Source organism: Caballeronia zhejiangensis, from assembly GCF_000698575.1.
GTDB classification, from domain to species: Bacteria; Pseudomonadota; Gammaproteobacteria; order Burkholderiales; family Burkholderiaceae; genus Caballeronia; species Caballeronia zhejiangensis.
In genome coordinates, this window is record NZ_JFHD01000018.1 from 21395 (window position 1) to 42935 (window position 21541).

Genomic DNA, 21541 nt, shown 5'->3' on the forward strand with positions numbered 1-21541 from the left:
ATATCATGTTCGAGACTCTCTTTACGCGTCCGCGTGTTCTTGCTGCCCACAATCTCGCGCCCTGCGTGGAATCCAGGAAGCGCTTCCTCGTACATTGTCAGGAACAGGGTTATCCGCTCAGGTCGATTCGGAAGATCGCGTGGATCCTGCTGGTTTTTTCACAGAGCATTGATCTGTCCCGCCCGCGGTTAATAACGCACGAGGAAATCGCGTTTGCGGTTGACCATCGGATTCGACTTCTCCGAAGTGAGCGCACGAACGAGTCCCGCAGCTCGCGGCTTCTGTTCATCCATACCGCCACGGCCTGGCTGCGCTTCCTGGGGCGTCTGGAGGAACGGCATCCTATAGAAGAACCATTTGTTCGCTATGTCGAGCACTACGTCGATTTCATGCGCGACCAGCGAGGACTTTCCTCTGCCACGATTTCAACCTGTCGTGATGAGATCGGCCATTTTCTGGCAATGGTCTGTCGCCCTGACAAGGCAATCGATGCTCTCACTATCCACGATGTCGACACCTACCTCGCCTATCAAGGCAACCGCGGCTGGAGCAGAGTCTCATTGCACGCGCTTGCGAGCACGCTGCGCAATTTCTTCCGGTACGCAGAAGGACAAGGGTGGGCTACCAACGTTGCGTCGGGCATTGAGGCACCTGTGGTGTATAGAGAGGAGGGGTTGCCGCTCGGGCTGAACTGGGATGACGTGCAAAGGTTTGTCGCCAGCTTTGTCGGCGAGAGCACGATCGATCTACGCAACCGTGCGATGATCATGCTGCTGGTTGTTTACGGACTGAGGCGCGGCGAGGTGGTACGGCTCCGTCTGGAGGACATCGACTGGTGCGGCGAGATCCTTCATGTCAATCGTCCGAAGCAACGCTGCACACAGCAATACCCGCTGGTGGCAACCGTTGGAAACGCCATTCTGCGCTACCTGAAGGAAGCGCGTCCACGAAGCGCCCATCGAGAGCTCTTCCTGTCGGTCGAGGCGCCGATCCGACCGCTGTCACCCGGACGCGTAAGCGGCATTGTCCGCTCGCGTCTCACGACGCTGGGCATCGATATTCCGCGGCGTGGCGCACATTCCCTGAGGCACGCCAACGCCCGGCATTTACTCGACGCTGGTTTTGCGCTGAAGGAGATCGGTGATCACCTCGGCCATCGCAGCGCTTCGTCGACGAGAATCTATGCGAAGGTCGACCTGACCGGACTGCGGTGTGTAGCCGAAATCGATCTGGGGAGTCTGCTATGAAGCTCTCCGAACTCGTCGCCCAATACGTGAGCCACAAACGGGCGTTGGGCATGCGCTTCAATTCCGAGGCGGCCACGCTTGCCTCATTCTGCCACCGGGTTGATGGCAACATTGATGTGGAATCGGTCACGGTCGGACAGGTACAGGACTTTCTGACCGGCAACAGGCCGCTGACTAACCATTGGCGGAAGAGAAGGTCTGTACTTGACTGCCTGTTTCGTTTTGCTCTCTCGCGTGGATATGTCCAGGCTTCGCCGCTTCCTCGCTACAGTCCGAGATTGCCGCCACCGCTGGCACCCTATATTTACTCGCAGCAGGAATTAAAGCGCCTGCTCGACGTGGCGTCGGCGGCATGCAGTCCACGCGGTCTGCTGGATGCATATGTTTTGCGTGCACTCATTCTGATTCTGTACGGCGGTTGCCTCCGCCATGGCGAAGCCTTGCGGCTAACCATGCAGGACGTCGATCTCGACGAAGCCGTCCTGCACGTGCGCGAGAGCAAATTCTATAGATCCAGGCTGGTTCCGCTAGGCGTAGATCTGAATAGAGCGATGCAAACTTATGCCCGGCAACGCAACCAGAGATTTGGGCAGGCACCGGATGCGCCGTTCTTCTGCTTACGCGATGGTCGCCCCCTGAGCCAGAAAGCTGTGCGCAAGGCCTTTCAGCGACAGCGTACTCTGGCAAATATCCAACGCGAAGGCGGTGCGTCCTGCCAGCCGAGGCTGCATGATTTGCGACACTCAGGCGCAGTGCACCGGCTAATCGCCTGGTATCGCTGCGGCGCGGATTTGCAACTGTTGTTGCCGCAGCTCGCGACCTATCTCGGCCACATCGATCTCGCGGGCACCCAACGCTACCTTACCCTGACGCCCGAGTTGCTGAATGCAGCGAGCACGCGCTTTGAAACATACGTCCTTGAGGTGCAACATGAATAACTCATCCCTGCTGGGTCCGTGGATCCGACGTTTCCTGATTGAGTATCTGGTGGGCGAACGTAACCTTGCCGTCAATACGCAAAGAAGTTACCGCGACATGCTCATGCTGTTGCTTCCGTATTTAGCCGCCAAGGTCGACAAGCGGATCGATCGCCTGACCGTTGATGATCTCTCCGCGCAAATGGTCCGTCTGTTCCTGACGCACATGGAAGAACAACGCCACTGTACGGTCAGCACACGAAATCAGCGGCTTGGCGGCATCCATGCGCTGGCTCGTTTCATCGGCGAACATGCGCCTGAATACGTCGACTGGTGGGCACAGATTCATCTGATTCCTGTCAAGAGAACCAGTCGGCCGGAGATCAGCTACCTTAGCAGGCAGGAAATGGACGCCCTGCTCGCTGCCTCTGACGTCAATACGGCGCAGGGGCAGCGCGAACATGCGTTACTGCTCTTCATGTTTAACTCAGGAGCGCGTGCAAGCGAAGCTGCGCAGCTCAAGATTGGCGACGTTGACTGGCACACGCGCTCGGTCAGCATCGTCGGCAAGGGGAACAGACATCGCCGCTGCCCGCTCTGGAAATCCACACTCGATGCGTTGCGCTCAGAGTCCGAGGGGAGGGCCGCAGACGCGCCGGTGTTCCTCAATCGATTCCACCAGACGATGACGCGATCCGGCATTCATGCATTGGTCAAGCGCTGCGCTATCCGTGCTGCAGCCAACGCGCCGTCGCTTGCCGGCAAGAATGTGCACCCACATGTGATTCGGCACACGACCGCCTCGCTACTACTCCAGGCCGGTGTCGACATCAATACGATACGCGGCTGGCTTGGGCACGTTTCGTTGGAGACGACCAATATCTACGCCGAGATCAATCTGGAAACAAAGGCGCGGGCGCTGGCGACATGCGAAGTGGAAGGCGGTGCCGAAGGACAAAAGCAATGGCGGGATCAGCCCGACCTGATGACCTTCCTCCGCACCTTGTAACCGAATAATATGTGCTGTTCGCTTTCTACAAAAGTACTGCCTTGGCCTAGTTCGTTATCGAGCAGCACATATTTTTTACCGCACCATACTCGTGGTTATGGCTTCGAGGCCATAACCACGAGAACGGCAGCGTGGAGTCATCGCATCGGTATCTGAAGGAAGCGGTCGACCAGGCCTTGATGCTTCGCGGTCATCGCGACTTCGCTGACCGGGCCGCCTACGATGAATTCATCCGTGAGGTGGTGATGCGCCGGAACCGGCGCAACGCTGCGGCGTTTCGCATTGAGCGCGCACAGTTGCAGGATTTACCCGCACGTCGCACTACTGACTTCGTCGAGGAAGAAGCACTCGTGACCCGCTGCAGCACATTCACCGTGCGCGGCATCCTATACAGCGCACCGTCACGCCTGATCGGCCATAGGCTAAAGGTGCGGATCTATGGTGACCGGCTCGACTGCTATCTGTCGGGCGCGCTGGTGCACAGTACGCCGCGAGGATCCCGTGCCGCCGACAACCGCCACGCGCTGGACTATCGTCACTTCATCGATTCTCTCAAGCGCAAGCCGCAGGCGTTCAGGGGGTTCGCGTTTCGCGACGCGCTGTTTCCCCGTGAAGCCTACCGACGGACCTGGGAGAAGCTGGAGACGCAACTGACGCAACGCCAGGCATGCAAGACGATCGTAGGGCTGCTCGAACTCGCAGGACATCACGGCGTTGAGGCGTTGCTGGCCGAGCGGCTCGAGGCCTTGCTCGAAGCAGGCGAACTGCCCGATCTGAAGCAGTTGCGCGATGAATTCGCGCCGCGTCAGGCCCAATGTCCCGAGGTCGTAGTCGAAATGCCGCCCGTCGCAGTCTATGACGAGCTTCTCGACAAGGTGGCAGCATGAACGCCCCTGCCCATGACAACGGCCGTCTGGCCTTGATGTTGAACGAGCTACGTCTGCCGACCATCGGCAGGTTATGGCCCGAGTTCGTTGAGCGCTCTGATAAGGAAGGCTGGCCGGCTACGCGATTGCTTGGGGCGCTGCTTGAGCACGAACTGGCCGAACGTGCCAAACGACGCATCGAGCGGCATCGTACCGAGTCACATCTTGATCCAACCAAGACGCTGGCCACCTTCGACTTCGGCATGGTGCCAATGGTCTCGAAAGCGCATGTCACGGCACTGGCGACCGGAGATTCGTGGCTGGAGAAAGGTGCCACGATTCTCCTGTTCGGGCCCCCCGGTGGCGGTAAAAGTCATTTAGGTTCAGCCATCGGACACGCTTTAATCGAAGCCGGCTATCGAGTGCTGTTCACACGCACGAGCGAGCTCGTCCAGAAACTCCAGGCTGCGCGTCAGAGCCTGCAGCTTCCATCCGCCCTCACGAAGCTTGATCGGTTTGATCTCATCATCCTGGACGACCTGTCGTACGCGCGTAAGGACCAGGCCGAAACCAGTGTGCTGTTCGAACTGATCGCCGAGAGGTATGAGCGTAAAAGTCTGCTCATAACGGCCAACCAGCCATTCTCGGGATGGAATGACGTGTTCCCCGACCCTGGCATGACGGTCGCAGCCATTGATCGGCTCGTCCATCACTCGACGATCTTCGAACTGAATGTTGAAAGCTATCGCCGTCGAAAGGCCAGCGCCAAACAGAGCGCGCGCCGGCGACAATTACCCGACGACAATTACGATGGAGAAGCGACAACTATGAACTAGCCAGCGACAATTACACCCGTCGACCGGCCAGAATAGTTGTCGCTGACCGGCCGTGCCGCTTGACGCTGTCTAACCTGCACTATTGGAGAGCTGTCATGGGGAAGGTCTTGTTCGTCGACGACCACATAGACACAGCCGATATGTTGGCAAATATCGCACTCGAATTGGGCCATTCTGTGTCGGTCGCATATGATGGAGCCACGGCAAGCTGGATGGCGTCTCAGCAAATCTTCGACCTGGTGTTTCTGGACATCTCACTACCGGATGTCGATGGACGAGACGTGTGCTCTCAGATTCGTTGCGGCCTGTCAAGGCATGCCCGCATTGTTGCCATTACAGGCCGCGCTGAAATTCGCACGAGCGGCGAACTGAGCGGATTCGACGACTGGTTAATCAAACCCATTTCGATGCACCAGATTGAACACCTGCTTACTGCACCGTAGCCGTGGGCGGTATTCATGCCAGGACGAGCAGAGAACGCGAGTGCCCTCGGCGGCCTGCATGGTCCCCTTGACGTCGTCACCGAAATCGAGGTGTGCGCGCCTTCTAGGGGCTCCTCCAATCCGACCAGAGGTTCGTCAAGCCGGCACCTTCCGCAGGTATCACTCGCATCATGGAACATCTCCGTGCGCGGGAGGCCCAGCTCCCTTTTCCGCGCCGGGACCGACGTCGCGTACTTCTTGCGGCGAGGGTGCTACCCTTAAGACCTCGGACAAGATGGTCTTTCAACTATTCACTCGCCGGAGACTTGTCCTCCAGCACGTAACCCATTCCGCGGACAGTGTGGAGCAACTTCTTGTCAAAGGAGGAGTCAATCTTAGCTCTGAGCCTTCGGACCGCGACGTCGACCACATTTGTATCGCTGTCGAAGTTTATGTCCCATAACTGCGATGTGATGAACGTTCTAGTCAAGACTTCGCCCTGCCGCTCTGCCAGCAATTGAAGAAGAGCGAACTCCTGGGCGGTAAGTTCAATCCGTACGCCACCGCGCCTCACGCGTCTCTTTATGAGTTCAATCTCTAAATCAGCAATGAACACGTAGTCACGGGCCGAACGAGGCACTCGTCGAAGAAGAGTACGGATTCGAGCCAGCAGCTCTATGTACGCAAAGGGTTTCGCCAAATAGTCATCAGCGCCCAGCTCGAAACCTTTAACTTTGCTCTCAGTGGTGTCTCTCGCGGACAGAAGGAGCACAGGCGTGTCCTTTTGCTCCCTTAACCGTTTCAGCACCTCGAAACCATCTATCTGAGGCAGCATCACATCAAGGACAATCAGGTCGAAGTCCTCGTGCAGGGCCAGAAACAAGCCATGCCTACCATTGTCGGCAATGTCGACAGTGAAACTCGCCTCCGTGAGTCCTTTACGAAGATAGGAACTCATCTTCTGCTCGTCTTCGATAAGTAGGATGCGCATACCGCTATGATTTATTCCTTTCGACCAATGGTTCCGAGCGGAAGCGCCCACCGCGTTGCACTCCGCTTCGAGATTATTCCGGGGAAGACAAATTGAGAACCGAGGAGGCGAGGGATGAACTCCGTGAGCCTCCCCCTCTCCAAGAACCTTACCGGCCGAACTTGATGCGCGCGGTTCGCTTACCGCGGAGGACAGTTCGTTGGCTTTACGTGCAGGTTTTGGCAGGGATACTCGGGCTTCAACTGTGGACTCGGTGCAGCGCGTGTGTTAGTGCTAGCAGCAGAGCCTTTCTGATTCGATATCGTGCCACAGGCGGCAAGAACGACGCCCGCTATTATCGCTACCATTACTACGCGGCCACTACCAATATCTGCTTTCAAGCTGGACCTCGCTCTTTCAGCACCAGCGTAACCTAAGTGTCCGGCTCACACCTTGGCTGTCAAACACTGCACCTTGTTGGCGAAACAAGGCAGCGCGAGCCGGCCGACCCTTACTGCGCTTGCGCCGCGCGTTGCCGCGCAGCGTACTTTTCTTTGTTCAATTGAACGCGCGATTCGCTAGGCGGATAGTCGTTGTCACCGTGCTGGATGAGTCCGTCTCGTTCCGCTTGTTTCAATTCTTGCAAGACTTGCTGTCGGGTCTTCCCTGTGGGTGCGGCCTGAGCGACCGGCGCTTGCCAGACGTGAGCGGATTGAGTAGTTTCAACACTTTCCGCTCTTGCGGTTTCCTTCGGAGGGTAATTGTGCATAGAATCTGCCAAGGCAGCTGTTGTGGCGACACTCAAGCATAGGGCGACAGCAAGACGATGCAATTTCATGTTTAACCTCGTTGTTAACAGCTGCGTCGGTGATTCGACGCGCTACGGGGCTTATTCTGAAGACGTGCACCTGAAAACACCGTGACGCTCAGATGACTATTCAGTCACCCAACGTGCAGGACGCGAAGGGCTGAGTGTGTCACTGCATTGCGCTTTTCCAATTGAGAGGTTCTGCTCTTTCACGGTATGAGTGGTTGCCGTGCGCGGCGCAGCCGTGATGGCGGTCAAATAAGTAACATCGCGTCGGTGCGATGCTGAATGACTTAGCAGGTCGTTGAACTATCCTTCGCGAACGCGTGCTCGCTTATACGCAAGAGCTAGCGCGGTGGTGTTCCGACGGCGAGCTTCCTTGATTCGGGTGACGCTGATGCCGCTTTCCGTCTTGCTTACCCTTTCATGTTGCTTGAGCAGCAAGCGTTCGCGCGTGAAACAAGTTGTGGCCGATTGAGTCAGCAAAAGCAACTGGACATCGCCTGCCGAATCCTGCCGACGGTCTTGCCCTACCCAGCAACTGGGTCGACTCGCCACAGACCTCGATACTCTATGCGTTCGCGTCTGAGTTGACTGATTGCGCAACCACCATTACGTCGTTGGCGCGTTAATCGCGGACCTGGGACCCGCCCGCGCATGCGGAGCTTTGCGCCACATGCGGCGTCACAGCGGCACATGGCCACGAACCCCGCCGCTTCGTAGTTCTTGTCCGCATCGACTGTGATAGACGTACTGGCAAATCGCACCGCATCCGCGAGCATCTCTGCGGCCTCGTCCCGGTCGACCGTGTCGTTTGCCTTGTACATTCATCACGACGCCATGCCGGTGAAGCGAGGTCCGAGGCATTTCTCGACGCGGCCATTCGTACGTGTCACGGACGTCGGTTCCAGGGCGTCTCTCATATTCGCCTCGCCGTGGCCGGGTTTAACTGGTTTAACTAGGGTTGAGCTGCGTAGATTATGAGAAACGAAGTTGGGCACCGTTTCGTGGCGCAAAGGCGAGAAGCTCTTCCTTTCTGGTTGATGACTGTCGCGTGAAATCTTTGTCATTTTTGCCAATCGGGCTTAACGGATGCTAGCGCTCCCTCTGTCACTCGGCGATGCGCATACTCGGAAAATTCCACGGAGGGGATTATGCAATTTAGTATGAGGAAGGAAACAGTACGGCGTGACGTTCCGGCTTTTACCATCTGTGCACGTCAAGGCCGTCGAACGGCAATCGCAATCGTCGCAGCAGTAGCTGCTTTTGCCAGCTCGTCCACCTATGCTGACGGCCCTGGGCGAGGACTAACGGCGAATTTCGAGGTGGGACTGATGGAGACCATCGTGGACCATCATTTTTCTGCGCTCAGGATGACCGAGCTTGCCGCAGGCACTGACGTTCGAACGAGCGGCAATCTGTCTCCAACCGAGGGAACGTCACCGTCTCCGGGGTTTCCTCCGACACAAGCTAAGGCCAGCTCGGACGAAATCAAATCTAATGCTCGTATGGAAAATCGCACACAGCGCGAGCAGATTTTTCAGTTGCAGTCGCTTCTTCACGACTGGTATGGAATCAACTACCAACCCCAGCTGCGTCCGGAACAACAGGCGGCCATCGGAATACTTGAGCATGCGCAGCCAGGCAAGTCTTTCGACCGCGCTTACCTGGAGGTATTCAGTCACCACCACTATCAGTTGTTTAAGTCCCTTAATGGATGCATGAGCGGTGTAGACCGACGCCATGAGGCACTCGCGCGCCTATGCAATCAAATGTGGCACGCTCAGACTAGCGCCGTCGACGAGATGCGAGAGCTGCTCGAGAAGAACTTCGGGATTGCAGATTATCAACCCTTCTCGGACGCTAGCCCACTGCAACCCGAAGGAGGAAATCTGCGCGGACAGCACAGCGGTGGTCGATAGCGCTTACCGAATATAGAAACTGCATCGCCAAGTGCTTACACCTTTTTCGCACGGCGGACCGAGCGAGCCGCTCTGGGCCCGCTTGGCGAGATAGCGTCCTACGCCATCGCGCGACATTCCTTCGCGCACGTGCGGCAAGCCTCTGCGCATTGCCTGCAATGCTCGTGTTGGTGTTTCTCGCACTCGGTAGCGCATGCTTCACATAGGGACGCGCATAGCGAACAAATGTCTTTGACATGTTGGCTGCCGCGAGCCATGACCGCAGACGCAAGACGACAGACACCAGCGCAGTCCATGTCCTGTCTGATGCAATCGGCCATTTGGGAGACGTTGCTTTCAGACAGGCATGCAGTTGCGCAATTGTCGCAAGCAGTGGCGCAGGAATCGCAAGCGTCAATGCACGACTGATACTGTTGGTGAGCCATATTTCCTCCTTGAATAGTAGGGGCTGGATGAGCCAGCGAAGAAGGACGCGCACGCATCGTGCCCGGTGATGCAAGCATCAATGCAGTCCTGTCATGACATGCGGTAGGTCTATCGGTCGGCGACGAGGTCTGTTCCTACGTCGGCCACCGACGGCTATCGCTCGCTAAATCAAGCGTTCCAACGAGCATGATGCGGTGTCCGCTCATCTATCAGAACCGCAACGAACACCACAGGCCCAACAGGAAGCATTTCGCAGAAACATTTGAACAAATGCGTGCCGCTGCTACGGAGTGAACCGGACATTCTTAGCGTCTAGATTAAAGCGACCAGCAAGCAACGGGAGACAAGTGACTACAGCTTGGAGGCAATGGCCTCGATGGGCTTCATCCCGGTGCCGAAACGCGCGATGGTTTCCCGATTTGCTTTTAGCGCACTATAGGGGATGTATTTCATGCTCAGCGCAGCCACGCGCGAGAATGCCGGCCTCGCGAGTTGACTACGAACGTCGCTCTCTCGGCTGTCGGGAGCAACGAGATACAGATGTCGTTGAATAGTATCTGCGGACCCAAGCGCAAGGTCGAGCAATCGAACGATGCCGGAGTAGATTGACGTCGAATGCTCTACTTCGAAAGCGGCGACAACCGAGCCGTCTTCATGCAGCCAGATGACGTCAATCAAAGGTACCGTGTCTCCGCCCACGATTGAAAGCGCAACCGGTAACTGCTCAAGGCATCCGTCGGAGAGCTTTCCTTCTTCATACGGGCGGGACCTATCGTTGGTCGCAATCCAAACCTTATATCCAAGCGAATGTCCGAGGTCGCGCAGCCAACCTTGAATCTGCGTATGTGTCGCATCCTCCTGTCTGCTTGCCGCCAATTGTTTGGCTTGACTCGCGGATTGGGCGCGGACTGCCTCAAGGTCTTTGCGCCACGCGTCGTGTGAGGCCATGTCGTCAGCCATCGGCGGAAGCGGATACCGTTCGCTTCCAACGTCAAACAGGAATCCAGCGGCTGCACCAAGGTCGTTGGATAAGAGCCCGCGATGCGCCGCATTGAACGCAAGAATGCTCTCCCGCATCGTCAAATAATGGTCCCAGCGGCCGAGCTTAACGTTCGAGCGCGAGACTGCGTTGAAGCCTTTGACGATGGCTGTATTGAAGGGACTGACCAGCGTCGGATGGATGAAATACAACAAGTTCGCGACAGCCGGTCCCAGCCCCTTGATAGCATGGGAATCGAGCGCTCGTATGGCGCAAAGCACTTCTTCTGCTTCGCTGCAGCAGTCGCAAGTTTCCAGGAGCCGCGCGAACGCCCGCTGATTGCCGGAGTTCTCGTAGATGTCCGGGATTCGGAGCTTCGGCTTCCAGATGAACGCATGGTCCGCCCCTTTAAATATTTGCCGTTGCTCGGCGATTGAGTGAACGACAGTCTCGAGTGACGACCCGCGGTACGCGTTCCCGAAAGTGCCTGCCTTTATCTCCTTCACAACTTGTCGAAGCCCTTGGCGAATCGAGCGGAAATTCTTTAAGCGTTCGGGCCATAAGAACCAACTCTGAAACGTTCCTGTCGGGTCTTGCTTCCAATGCTGAATCAACGCTGCTATTTCGTCCATTTGCTCGCGACTCTCTCGTTTGCCGCGAGTCTACCACTGCCCCGTTGCTCAAAAGCCATATGAAAACGTACATCCGAGCGTGCCGGCTCGCATTAGCCCTGCCTTGTGGGTCATCGGGAGAATCCCGGCTCGCCGCATGTGTTGTAACGAGTAACGCGTCAGGACGTTCCACCGGTCGCACGGCACATTAGGGCGCGCAACGCGGCCTGACGTGGAAGGCTGAATGACCGAGCCGCCGTCGGTTCCACCCGACAACGGTTTCTTCACCGAGGTTGCGCTTTACCTACGTGATATGCCTCGTCGAAGGAGGACCGCAAAAATGACGGTTGAATGACCAAAATGTAATGCTGACATCATCTGCCTAGTTCGAGTTGTGGACTACTAGGGCGAAGGCGACGTTGGAGTGCCGGGCGCGACGCTTCATGTTCAAACGACGGGGACAGCGGAGGTGCGTTAATACCAAAGGCGCAAGCCAACTACCAGTTCCGTATCGGTTACCGGCTCTCCATCGCGGCGGGAAAAATCAGCCGTACGGCCGAAGCGGCGTCCCCACACAAAGCCAATGTAGGGAGCTATTTCTCGCCTAATCTCGTAGCGAAGACGCAACCCCAGTTTGATATCAGATATACCACTGCCAATTTCTCGCTCCGGGTCGGACTTGCCGTATGCATTCATCTCGGCTTCGGGGGTCAGAAAGAGCTTCTGAGACAGCAAGATGTCGTAGGATGTTTTCAACTGAAGAGCGGTGCGGCCGGAAGTTCCGATATAGCCGGTCGCCTGTATATTGAAGAAATAAGGAGCTAGTCCTTCAACGCCGATGGCTGCCCAATCGCGAGTCGGTCCATTACCGAAGTCGTGCCGGACACCAAGTTGCGCGTTCCAATAGGTCGAGTATGCATGTGATACGAGAGCTTCGACGCGCGCATCGTCTGTTTTTCCGTAAAGACGCTCCCCAGAACTCTTCAACCAAAGCCTGTTGATGTCGCCGCCAATCCATGCCTCACCGTCCCACGACCATCCTTGTCCTCCAACTGCCTTAACGTACTCCAACTGGTTGATGAGAATTTGATGGTAGATACCGCTGTCGGACATATCCATGCCTTGCATCGGTATGCCTTCATTCGGGTTCGCCATCGGAATGCGAGGTTCGTCTACCCCAATGATGTGATTGGGTCCATTGAGCGGGCCTGCCTTCGGACTCTTCGAATTATCCACCCGGATACCGGCGTCGCCGCTAGACTTCGACCCATTGCTGTCGGTCGATGCAGCCGATTTGGGATGTGGCTGGTCGCCCGGCGATTTCGTCTGGTCCCCGCGGTCCATCCCTGACGTTCCTTTTGCCCTGGGTGCTCCGCCCGTCTGTAAGGCGGAGCCGGAGCGGGACTGAGATGAGTTAGTCCCTTCGTCCGACATGTCCACGTTGCCCATGCCTTTCATGCCCGGCATACCGTCCATCTGCGACATATCTCCTGCAGCCACGGCCGACGAGGAGGCTATCAATAGCGCGACCGCGGTTGGAAAGGGCTTGACCGGCTTCCTTTGGCTCGCGCGCCTGAAAAAGTGGCTCGCGCTCATGCGACCACCACCTTGCGGAACATTCCCGCCTCCATGTGATACAGAAGATGGCAATGAAACGCCCATTGCCCGGGAGCGTCCGCTGTTACCAAATAGCTCACTCGCTTGGTGGGCTGGACGTTGATGGTGTGTTTCCGCACGAGGAATTGCCCATGCTCGTCCTCCAATTCCATAAACATCCCATGAAGATGAATCGGATGGTTCATCATCGTGTCGTTTATGAGCGTAACCCTGAGCCGCTCCCCATAGTTGAAGACGATAGGTTCAGCTTCCGAGAACTTCTTGCCATCAAAGCCCCAAATAAAACGGTCCATGTTCCCCGTAAGCCGTAGCGTCATTTCCCTCGTAGGCGGGCGGTTGTCGAGCGGGCCGCCAATGGTCCGCAGGTCGGAATAGGTCAGCACCTTTCGGCCGTTGCCCCGCAGCCGTGGTCCTGGGTCGCTTAGAGAACTCGAAACAGTCATCGGTCGCATGTCGACTTCAGGGCCGGTCTTAAGAGCCATCTCACTCATCCCCGTGGTCCCTCCGCCGTTTATGCCTTTCATGTCGCCCATGTCCTTCATGTCGCCCATGTCTTTCATGTCGGCCATGCCCTTCATGTCACCCGTGTCCTTCATGTCGCCCATGCTCTTCATGTCGCCCATGTCACCCATGTCCTTCATGTCGCTCATGCCCTTCATGTCGTGCATGCCCTTCATGTCGCCCATATCCGACATTCCCTTCATTCCGTCCATCCCGCCCATACCCATGTCGTCCATCGTCAGCCAGGTCTTCTGGTCCATTGGGGGAATTTGAGCTTGCATACCGGGGTATGAAGCGAGAGTTGCGCGGGCATATCCACTTCTGTCCATCGACTGACAAAAAATCGTGTACGCCTTGTCGTCAGGCATCTCAACCACAACGTCGTAGGTCTCGGCGACCGAAATGCGGAATTCGTCAACCTCAACCGGTTCAACTTCCTGTCCGTCTGTCGATATGACTGTCATCTTCAGGCCCGGGATACGAACATCGAAAAGCGTCGTTGAAGACCCGTTGATGAAACGAAGTCTCACCTTTTCACGAGGTCGCGCGATAGCGGTCCAGTTCCCGGCAGGAGCCACACCATTGACGAGGTATGTGTAGGTGGCCCCCGACACATCATTGAAATCGGTGGGGTTCATTCGCATTTCGTTCCACATCTGCCGCTTCTTCAATGCCCCCTTGAGCCCGATTCGCTTGATATCGCTAAAAAACTGCGGCGCCGTCGGCATCTGGTAGTTGTAGTAGTCACTGGAGACCTTCAGGTTCTGCATGACTCGCTCTGGATTCTCGTCGGTCCAGTCGCTAAGCATGACAACGTAGTCACGGTCCGTAGGGACGCTCTCGCCATTGGCGGGCTCAATGACCAGTGGCCCATATAGGCCGGTCTGCTCTTGGAAACGGCTATGACTGTGATACCAGTACGTTCCCGCTTGCCGAACAAGGAATCTATAGGTGAACGTTTCGCCGGGCTCGATTCCAGGAAAGCTGATGCCAGGGACGCCGTCCATTCCAAAGGGGACAAGGATGCCGTGCCAATGAATGGAGGTAGGAACCGCAAGCCGATTCGTGACTCGCATCGCAACTTCCGAACCCTGTTTCCACTTGAGAATCGGAGCAGGAATCGACCCATTGACGGAGGTTGTAGGTCGGGTGCGCCCGGTATAGTTGACCGGTGTCGAGTCAATCGTTAAATCAAACTGCGTGCCGCTAAGTACCGTCGGACCCGTGCTTACAGTTGCGGCATGTGATGCAATCGGCCATCCGCCAATGCCAGCGACGAGACTACCGGCTGCGAGCCCGCGTACAAAACGCCGCCTTCCGTTGATTTCAACATCAATATCCGCTTGTTGCTTTAGCTTAGTCACGTCAAGCCCTCTCACAACTAGAACTAGGATTTGTCCCACCGCGCGCCGCATGGTCATACGAACGCCGAGGCTTCTTGCGCACTGCACACGAGGCAGTATCGACGCCCTTGGCGAAAAGCCGGAGCCGACGACATTCCATACGAAAACGCTTTTGAACATTGACCAGCCCTCTGTATGCGAGCGACCGAGTCGACTTGTCGATGAGATTAACTGCACAAGACAGCGGAAGGAAAGCGGAAAAACGCAATACGATTGAAGATGACTAACAAATGACCCAGTCGTAATGTGCGCGCAATCAATGCGTCACTTGCGAGCATGCCACCATCCTGCGTCTACGCAGTTCGCGCTCCAACCACTGGTTAGTTCGAGCAAGAAAGTCGAGAAAGATGTATTTTTTCGAATACCAAAGTCCCCGGGTTCGAGCGCCGCCGGTCGCGGTCGTGAACCTGACGGGGCGACGCATCGACGCTTAATGCCCCAAACTGCTCGCAGTCACCTGCGCACCTGGGCCGTGCCGCGTGGCTGTCGCCTTGCCGTGCTCAGTCGAACTCATGCCCGCCGTTCCCGAATCCTTGCCGTACTGCATTTCGAGGATTTGTGCGGCCGTGCCCTCGGCGGGTCACGTTTGATTGGGTCTTCGCTTGTAAGCTGTCCCGGCTTGCAGCTTTTGACCGTGGTCCGTTTGACCCTCCAGAACGCGAATCGTAAAACGTTGCGTCATTTTTTCATAAGCACCGCTATGGCAATTCGGATGTGAGAAGGAATACCACTCCGGCTTCGTCCTGCCGGGTGAGCGACGACGTGCTGCTGACGTACATCAAGCCGATTCATGCCGAGGTTAAGGGCGAATACTGACGGCCGCGCATTTGGAAGGAGTTGATTGCGCTGCGTACGCGTGGATTAGGACCGGCTTCGCAAGCTGATGGCGCGGCACGGTATCCACGCACGGCACAAGCGCAAGTACGTTGCGAAGACCAACTCGAACCACAACCTGCCGGTCACGCCGAACTTATGGAGCGCAACTTCACGGCGGTAGCGCCGAAGCAGCTCTAACGAGCGACATCACGTATGACGCGGAGGTCGAAGGTTGGCTTGTATCTGGCCGTCGTCATCGACATGCTTAGATGGCAGGTGGTGGGCCGGTCGATGCAGCCGCATATGAATGCCGGACTGGCCACAGATGCGCTGCGCATCGCATTGCGTTCCGGCGTCGCCTGGGAGCCGGAATGATGGTGCGTATCACCGTGGCAGCCAATATTGCAGCGGACTCTTCCAGGACACGCTTAAGGCGTACTGGCATCCGTTTGTCACGGAGCCGTCGCGGCGATTGTTGTGATAGTGCGTCGACCGAAAGCCTGTAAGGCTCGCTGAGGGGTCGCACGACTGCGCGCTCGTCACTTCGCAACGCAGAGTGCTGCGATGGATGAAATCGCCGACTGGCTCGGCTTCTACAATGCCCGCCGACTACAAATTCACGAGAAGGTCTTTCAGTGCGGAGAGGACATCGACGGATGCGTCTCCCATCGCAGAAACACGGCTCGCCACGCGGTTAAGAAGGCCCGAAGTAGAACTCCGGGCCCGAAAGACGAGTCTGCTGAGAGCCTCAACTAATCTCGATGACGGTAGACTCGCCGCGAACCGCCGCGTTGCTATCTTCGGTTCGCGCCGACCGCTTTCCAATTTAAGTTGCGAGGGGCTTGTGAGCACCGATGTGCAGGAGCCTGCCGAGATTTCGCTCTGTCACTCGGTGCCCGGAAGCGGGCTCGATACGAGCACCGTCGCAATTGCAATCACGCCTATAAGGACCCATGACTCTATATGCAATACGGTCGCGAAGCGTTTCAGTTGACGCGTCTGAATGGCAGACGAAGACCCTTTCAGCGACGCAAGAAGCGCGGGCATCTCGAAGAACCGGTTATGGCCGCCCAGCGCGGCGGCGACCAAGACGAGCGCAAGCTTAAAGACGAGGACCACACCGTAAGACGAACCGAGAATATTCTCAGGTGCGCTGACACCACGCCAGCCGTTGAACGCGCCCGTCAGGAACAGGGCGATGAGGGCGACGGTAGCCGCATCCGACATCGCCTGAACATATCTCGCGCCCCCGGAGAGTTCCGTCGACCTCGCGCGCAACATTCCCGGCGACACGATGTACGCTGCCATGAGGACCATACCCACCCACGAACTAATCGCGAGAAGGTGAACCCAATCCACCCATACGGGGAGACTCAAAATACCTGCATCTACCGGGTGACCCGCGTTACTTTTTGCCAGAGCGACTCCCCCTATCAAGAGCCACATTAGAGGGTGACACGGAATACCGGCGCCACTCGTAGGTTTGAACGACAACACAACAGCGCAGAGCAGCAGACTAGCCCCAATTGCCCAAATATGGCCGAACTGCGTCTTCACCAGCATCGAGCGGACTGCGGGCCAAGCGTCGAGGAGAGTAGTCTCGCTCATCAACGCGCAATGAACCCAAAATCCTGCCGTACTTGACAGCAACGCTACGATGGCTGACATCCTGAAGACAAGTGCGAGCTTCGCCGAGGCGCGCACTTGCCAATCGGATTTCGGTCCCCTCAGCCACCACGCGCTGAGAAGAGCGCCGACCATGGCCGCAAGACCGAGGTTTTGCAACGCCATCAACAAAAGGCGCTCGATGTCCAAGGAGCCGTAGTTCATCAGTTCACCGAGAATTTATACGTGCCTTTCGCTTTGTGACTGTCACCGGTCATGACAGCCCATTGCACGGAATACGTACCTGCCGCCAACTTCGGAACGGCGAGAGTCAAAACGCGCTTGTTTGCCGGGTCCACCTTGGCCTTTTCATCACCTACCGATGCACCGCTCGCATCAGCGACTTTGATGGTGCTGAAAGTCGGTTCGAGGTCTTCATTGAAGGTTAGGCGCAGTACGCCCGGTGCAGTTGAAACCGTGCCATTCACAGGAGGTTCTGCGCTCTCGAGCTTGCCGTGTGCGAAGGCAATAGCTGGGGTCAATGCGATGGCCAGAGTCGCAACGACCGGCGCGATGAGCTTGTTTTTCGAAGCCTTCATTTTTGATTTCCTTGATAGTGGTTGGTGCGGGCCGTCGAAACAGCGCTGCGCACCGAGTTGTCTGTCCTAGATGCTTTTACTGTTTCTGCAGTTTCGTAACAGTCAACGCACCGTTAATTTCCTCTGCAACGAAATCAACCTTGTCGCCCACTTTGACTTGCGACAACATCGCCGGGTCCTTGACCTTGAAAGCCATCGTCATCCCGTCCATGCCGAGGTTCTCAAGCGGGCCGTGCTTGATGGTCAACTTGCCGGACGCCGTATCCACTTTCTTAATTTCGCCGTGCGACATCGATGAGTTAGCTGCCCCCCCTTGCTTGGCGCCGCTCGACATGTCCATGTTCTCCATATCGCCCGCCGCGAATGCGGCGCCAGAAGTGGCCAATGCAACGCCGAATGCAATCGAAACAAATGTCTTTTTCATGCTCTTTCTCCAGATACTGTTTAGAAAATATCCGCTTCTCGCCGCGGACCTGCGATTTAGCTATCAGACATGTCGCCGGTGTATTCGTATGCGACAGTGCCCTTAGGATGCTTGTACCAACCCGGGTCGCGATAATCGTTACGGCCCAAGCCTTCGCGCACCTTCACAACCGTGAACATACCGCCCATCTCAAGCGGCCCGAATGGTCCCGTTCCCGTCATCATGGGGAGCGTATTTTCAGGCAACGGCATCTCCATTTCCCCCATGGCGCCGCCCGCACTCCCCATTGCCATGTAGTCCGGAACGAGCTTATTGATACGCTTCGCCAAATCCTTTTGTTGCACGCCAATCAGATTTGGCACCTGGTGGCCCATGGCATTCATCGTGTGGTGCGATTTGTGGCAGTGAAACGCCCAGTCCCCCGGCCGATTCGCCGCAAATTCAATAGCTCGCATCTGGCCTACGGCCACGTCTGCAGTCACCTCCGGCCAGCGCGCGCTCGGCGGAATCCAACCGCCATCCGTCCCCGTCACTTCAAAGTCATAGCCGTGCAGGTGAATTGGGTGATTGGTCATCGTGAGGTTACCGAACCGAATGCGAACACGGTCCCCCTTACGCACCGGCAATGTGTCGATGCCCGGAAAGACTCGGGAATTCCAGGTCCACATGTTGAAATCGGTCATCTCGTTGACCCGCGGAGTAAAACTCCCAGGGTCAATGTCATACGCCGACATCAGAAAAACGAAATCTCGGTCAACGCGCATGACGTTCGGGTCCTTGGGATGGACGATGAACGTACCCATCAATCCCATTGCCATTTGCACCATCTCGTCGGCGTGCGGGTGATACATGAACGTCCCATGTTTCTCGAGTTGAAACTCGTAGACGAAGGTCTTTCCCGGCGGGATATGCGGTTGCGTCAGCCCTCCAACGCCGTCCATCCCGGACGGCAGCAGCATTCCGTGCCAATGCACGGTGGTATGCTCGGGAAGCTTGTTGGTCACAAAGATTCGAACTTTGTCGCCCTCGACCGCTTCGATGGTTGGACCCGGCGACTGGCCGTTATAGCCCCAAAGGTTCGCTTTCATACCGGGGGCCATTTCGCGCACGACTGGCTCGGCTGTCAGGTGAAACTCCTTCCAGCCGTTCTTCATGCGCCATGGCAACGACCAGCCATTGAGAGTCACCACCGGTGTGTAGGCGCGGCCGCTCGACGGGACCAACGGTGGCTGCATGTTAACGCTCGACGTTGTCGGCGCCTCCGGCAGAGATGCAGCGCCGGCCTTGCTAACAAGTGCTGCGCCCAACAACGCAGCGCCTGAACCGCCGATGAAATTTCGACGTGAGACCATTTATTTACCTTCAGAATTTGGTGACGATGCCGGCTGTGCCAGAGGCGCGGGGTGAGATTGGGCGACGGCTAGAGTAGGAAGGCGGCCACCGACTGCTTGCTGCAAATCGGTCTCCGCAATCCAGTAGTCCTTCAGCGCCTCGATATAGCTGTTGACGGCGCCGACCTGCTCACGAGAATCCGCCAGCAACTCAAAAACGCTTGCAAGCATGCCGTTGTAGCGAAGCATCAGCTCGTCTGAAATCGACTTGCGCAGCGGAACGACTTCGTCGCGGTAGTGCTTAGCTACGTCGTATTCGGTCACGTAGGCCGAGTAAGATTCGCGAACCTCCGACCTGGCGTTCACAGCGGTTTCCGCCAAGCGGTTTGCCGATTGCATATAGATTGCTTGCGCGCGTGCTACCTTCGACCCGCCCCAGTCGAAGATGGGAATCTCGACGCTGATTTCGTAGCCGTGCTCGTGACCCTTGTCGGTCTCGTAGTTATTGAGAATTCCAACGTCGAGTGCGTTAATGAAGCGTGTTGCCTTGGTCAAGCCTAAGGAAGTGGCCACGCTCTGTGTCTGCAACTTCGCCGCCTGAATGTCGAGACGGTTCTGCATTGCAAAGCTTTCCAAGTCATTCAATTCCGGGCGAGAATTCGGAAGGTCCGGCAGCCGGTCAGGAAGCTGGTATTGAGTACCCGAACCCCAAAGGCCCATGACGCGAGTAAGCTTCTCGCGGGCCGAAACGCTTTCCTGGCGGGTCTTCGCAAGTTGAGCCACGGAGTCGGCGTAAAACGCCTGCTCTCGCGCGTAGTCCAACTTGCTGAAGTTGCCTGCTTGTTGCATCCGCTGAGCGAGTTCTGCAGCTGCCTCGGCCGAATCCTTGACTTGCTCGGCGTAGGCAACCGACTGCTGGGCGGCCACTGCGGTGGTGTAAGCGCGGCGTGCGTCAGCGGCGACCTTGAGCATGGCATCGGCCGTAAGCAATTTCGTCTGTTCGAAGCGGCGGCTTTCGATTCGAGTCGCGAGCGGGAGCGTAAAAATGCTCAAGATGCCCATCGAGAACGTACGGCCGATGGTCAGGTCGTTGCTGGAATGCGTCCGACTGAACGTGAAACCCGGGTTTGGCAATCGTCCTGCCTGCACGAGGTCAGCCTCGGAGATACCAAGCTCCCCATAGGAAACCTGCAATCCGCGGTTGTTCAGGAGCGCAACCTGCACTGCATCGTCCATGGTCAGCGGTTTGGCCAACAACTCCTTGGTCCGCGTGAAAACCGCATTGCGGTCATCGTCAGTTTTCACGATGACAGCGTCTTTTCCCAGTCGTTCAGATGCGACATTAGCGACACTGTTAAAACCGCCGTCCTTAGAAAAAGTCGTACACCCGGCCAGCACCGCGACGATGCTTACGGTCGTCACTAGGCGGCCAGCGGAAAGAAAACGCTGGTTCATTCGTGCATACCCTCGTGGTTCGAATGCTCTTTCTTGTTGTCACGAGTCGAGCCCGTGTTGCCATCAGTCGCGGACTTCGCGGGCATCTCTGAAGGGCTCATTCCGGCCATGCCGTTGCGGCCCTTCTGCGATTTTTCGTCCCCACGTACCGCGCCCTTGCTAGCTTTGGTGACGGCCGTCGACGACGGCATCGTGGAATGGTCCATTTCTCCGACCCCGGACATTCCAGCCGGACCGGTTTTTTTCGGAGTTGGAGCCACGGCATTGTTGAGCTCGCTCCAAGGCCCGACCGGCTTGTCCTGGAACGATTGATATGAACCGGCTATCGCCGGAACCATCACAGACGGCACCGGCGCCGCGGCGTCCGTAGGGTCGGGAAGCGACGGCGTTTCGCTCGCGAAGGACGGCATCGCCGCCGCCGCAGTGAGCAGCGCCGCTAGAATGTTTCGCATAAAAAATTTCTCGACGTAAGTCAACTGTCCACAAGGAGTTGCAGACAGAACGAAGGTGCGTCACGCCATGGGCGGGACGACTCGACTTAAACGAGAAGAGTTCGAGGAGGACGTTCGATACCGCCCGTCAAAAAACGGGCCGAGCGAACGTGCGGTGGCGTAGGTGCCACCTGATGAGATAGCTCGATGGGTGTCGCTACGACCGCTACCGGTGGCAGAGCATTACCGAAGCAGCACGACGCGCAGATGCTGCAGGGCCCACTGCCGTGATGGTGTGAGCCGTCATGGGCGTCGTGATGATGCTGGGCGGAGCCGACGGCGGCGA

At 57.0% G+C, this 21541-nt stretch carries 18 protein-coding genes and 2 pseudogenes; 8 read left to right on the top strand and 12 right to left on the bottom strand.

Annotation, left to right across the window (positions count from 1 at the left end):
* Positions 1-5 precede the first annotated feature (5 nt).
* The 6 genes and pseudogenes from BG60_RS21520 (at position 6) to BG60_RS21545 (ending at position 5318) form a co-directional block, all read left to right on the top strand.
* The gene (locus BG60_RS21520; RefSeq protein WP_034472844.1) at positions 6-1247 is read left to right on the top strand and encodes a tyrosine-type recombinase/integrase; all 1242 of its coding nucleotides are present in this window, start codon (positions 6-8) and stop codon (positions 1245-1247) included.
* The gene (locus BG60_RS21525; RefSeq protein ID WP_034472846.1) at positions 1244-2185 is read left to right on the top strand and encodes a tyrosine-type recombinase/integrase; all 942 of its coding nucleotides are present in this window, start codon (positions 1244-1246) and stop codon (positions 2183-2185) included. The genes BG60_RS21520 and BG60_RS21525 overlap by 4 nt, the downstream gene beginning before the upstream one ends.
* Complete coding sequence (locus tag BG60_RS21530; RefSeq protein WP_034472848.1) at positions 2178-3173, top strand: tyrosine-type recombinase/integrase; 996 nt, start codon at positions 2178-2180, stop codon at positions 3171-3173. Before BG60_RS21525 ends, BG60_RS21530 begins: the two co-directional genes overlap by 8 nt.
* Before the next feature lie 104 nt (positions 3174-3277).
* Positions 3278-4060 (top strand): annotated as a pseudogene (locus tag BG60_RS21535) (Mu transposase domain-containing protein); the annotation flags it as partial.
* Positions 4057-4875, top strand: coding sequence for an IS21-like element helper ATPase IstB (istB, locus tag BG60_RS21540; RefSeq protein WP_034472851.1), 819 nt, complete (start codon positions 4057-4059; stop codon positions 4873-4875). The pseudogene BG60_RS21535 and the gene istB, both read left to right, overlap by 4 nt.
* A 95-nt stretch (positions 4876-4970) precedes the next feature.
* Entirely contained in the window at positions 4971-5318 is a 348-nt protein-coding gene (locus tag BG60_RS21545; protein ID WP_029672313.1) for a response regulator transcription factor, read from the top strand.
* A 286-nt stretch (positions 5319-5604) separates the two neighbouring features.
* Here BG60_RS21545 and BG60_RS21550 read toward each other — a convergent pair whose 3' ends face one another.
* Both BG60_RS21550 and BG60_RS37040 read right to left on the bottom strand, forming a co-directional pair.
* Entirely contained in the window at positions 5605-6288 is a 684-nt protein-coding gene (locus BG60_RS21550; RefSeq protein WP_029672314.1) for a heavy metal response regulator transcription factor, read from the bottom strand.
* 490 nt (positions 6289-6778) lie between these two features.
* Complete coding sequence (locus BG60_RS37040) at positions 6779-7105, bottom strand: DUF4148 domain-containing protein (protein WP_049815721.1); 327 nt, start codon at positions 7103-7105, stop codon at positions 6779-6781.
* A 1304-nt stretch (positions 7106-8409) separates the two neighbouring features.
* Here BG60_RS37040 and BG60_RS21555 point away from each other — a divergent pair.
* Positions 8410-8997, top strand: coding sequence for a DUF305 domain-containing protein (locus BG60_RS21555; RefSeq protein WP_233392119.1), 588 nt, complete (start codon positions 8410-8412; stop codon positions 8995-8997).
* A gap of 98 nt (positions 8998-9095) precedes the next feature.
* On the opposite strand, the gene BG60_RS37045 is transcribed toward BG60_RS21555, so the two are convergent.
* From BG60_RS37045 to BG60_RS21570, 4 genes are all read right to left on the bottom strand, one after another.
* On the bottom strand, positions 9096-9500 hold the full coding sequence (locus BG60_RS37045) for a four-helix bundle copper-binding protein (protein ID WP_375294347.1): 405 nt from the start codon (positions 9498-9500) through the stop codon (positions 9096-9098).
* A 274-nt stretch (positions 9501-9774) separates the two neighbouring features.
* Positions 9775-11034: a hypothetical protein gene (locus tag BG60_RS21560; RefSeq protein WP_029672316.1), complete on the bottom strand. Its 1260-nt coding sequence runs from the start codon at positions 11032-11034 to the stop codon at positions 9775-9777.
* 453 nt (positions 11035-11487) lie between these two features.
* On the bottom strand, positions 11488-12609 hold the full coding sequence (locus BG60_RS21565) for a copper resistance protein B (RefSeq protein ID WP_029672317.1): 1122 nt from the start codon (positions 12607-12609) through the stop codon (positions 11488-11490).
* Entirely contained in the window at positions 12606-14495 is a 1890-nt protein-coding gene (locus BG60_RS21570; RefSeq protein ID WP_051996596.1) for a copper resistance system multicopper oxidase, read from the bottom strand. Before BG60_RS21570 ends, BG60_RS21565 begins: the two co-directional genes overlap by 4 nt.
* Before the next feature lie 786 nt (positions 14496-15281).
* Between BG60_RS21570 and BG60_RS39645 the strand changes: the two are divergent.
* Positions 15282-15962: pseudogene (locus BG60_RS39645) on the top strand (IS3 family transposase); the annotation flags it as partial.
* A 273-nt stretch (positions 15963-16235) separates the two neighbouring features.
* Here BG60_RS39645 and BG60_RS21580 read toward each other — a convergent pair.
* The 6 genes from BG60_RS21580 to BG60_RS36370 form a co-directional block, all read right to left on the bottom strand.
* Positions 16236-17180, bottom strand: coding sequence for a copper resistance D family protein (locus BG60_RS21580; RefSeq protein WP_033536747.1), 945 nt, complete (start codon positions 17178-17180; stop codon positions 16236-16238).
* The gene (locus BG60_RS21585; RefSeq protein ID WP_029672320.1) at positions 17180-17554 is read right to left on the bottom strand and encodes a copper resistance CopC family protein; all 375 of its coding nucleotides are present in this window, start codon (positions 17552-17554) and stop codon (positions 17180-17182) included. The genes BG60_RS21580 and BG60_RS21585 overlap by 1 nt, the downstream gene beginning before the upstream one ends.
* Before the next feature lie 76 nt (positions 17555-17630).
* Positions 17631-17978, bottom strand: coding sequence for a copper-binding protein (locus tag BG60_RS21590; RefSeq protein ID WP_029672345.1), 348 nt, complete (start codon positions 17976-17978; stop codon positions 17631-17633).
* Positions 17979-18034: 56 nt separating this feature from the next.
* Positions 18035-19330 (bottom strand): copper oxidase, encoded by a 1296-nt coding sequence (locus tag BG60_RS21595; RefSeq protein ID WP_029672344.1) that lies wholly within the window; start codon positions 19328-19330, stop codon positions 18035-18037.
* Positions 19331-20764, bottom strand: a complete 1434-nt coding sequence (locus BG60_RS21600; protein ID WP_029672343.1) for a TolC family protein — start codon at positions 20762-20764, stop codon at positions 19331-19333.
* Positions 20761-21240 carry a hypothetical protein gene (locus tag BG60_RS36370; protein ID WP_051996570.1) on the bottom strand — a complete coding sequence of 160 codons (480 nt, stop codon included), beginning with the start codon at positions 21238-21240 and terminating at the stop codon, positions 20761-20763. Before BG60_RS36370 ends, BG60_RS21600 begins: the two co-directional genes overlap by 4 nt.
* Positions 21241-21541 lie beyond the last annotated feature (301 nt).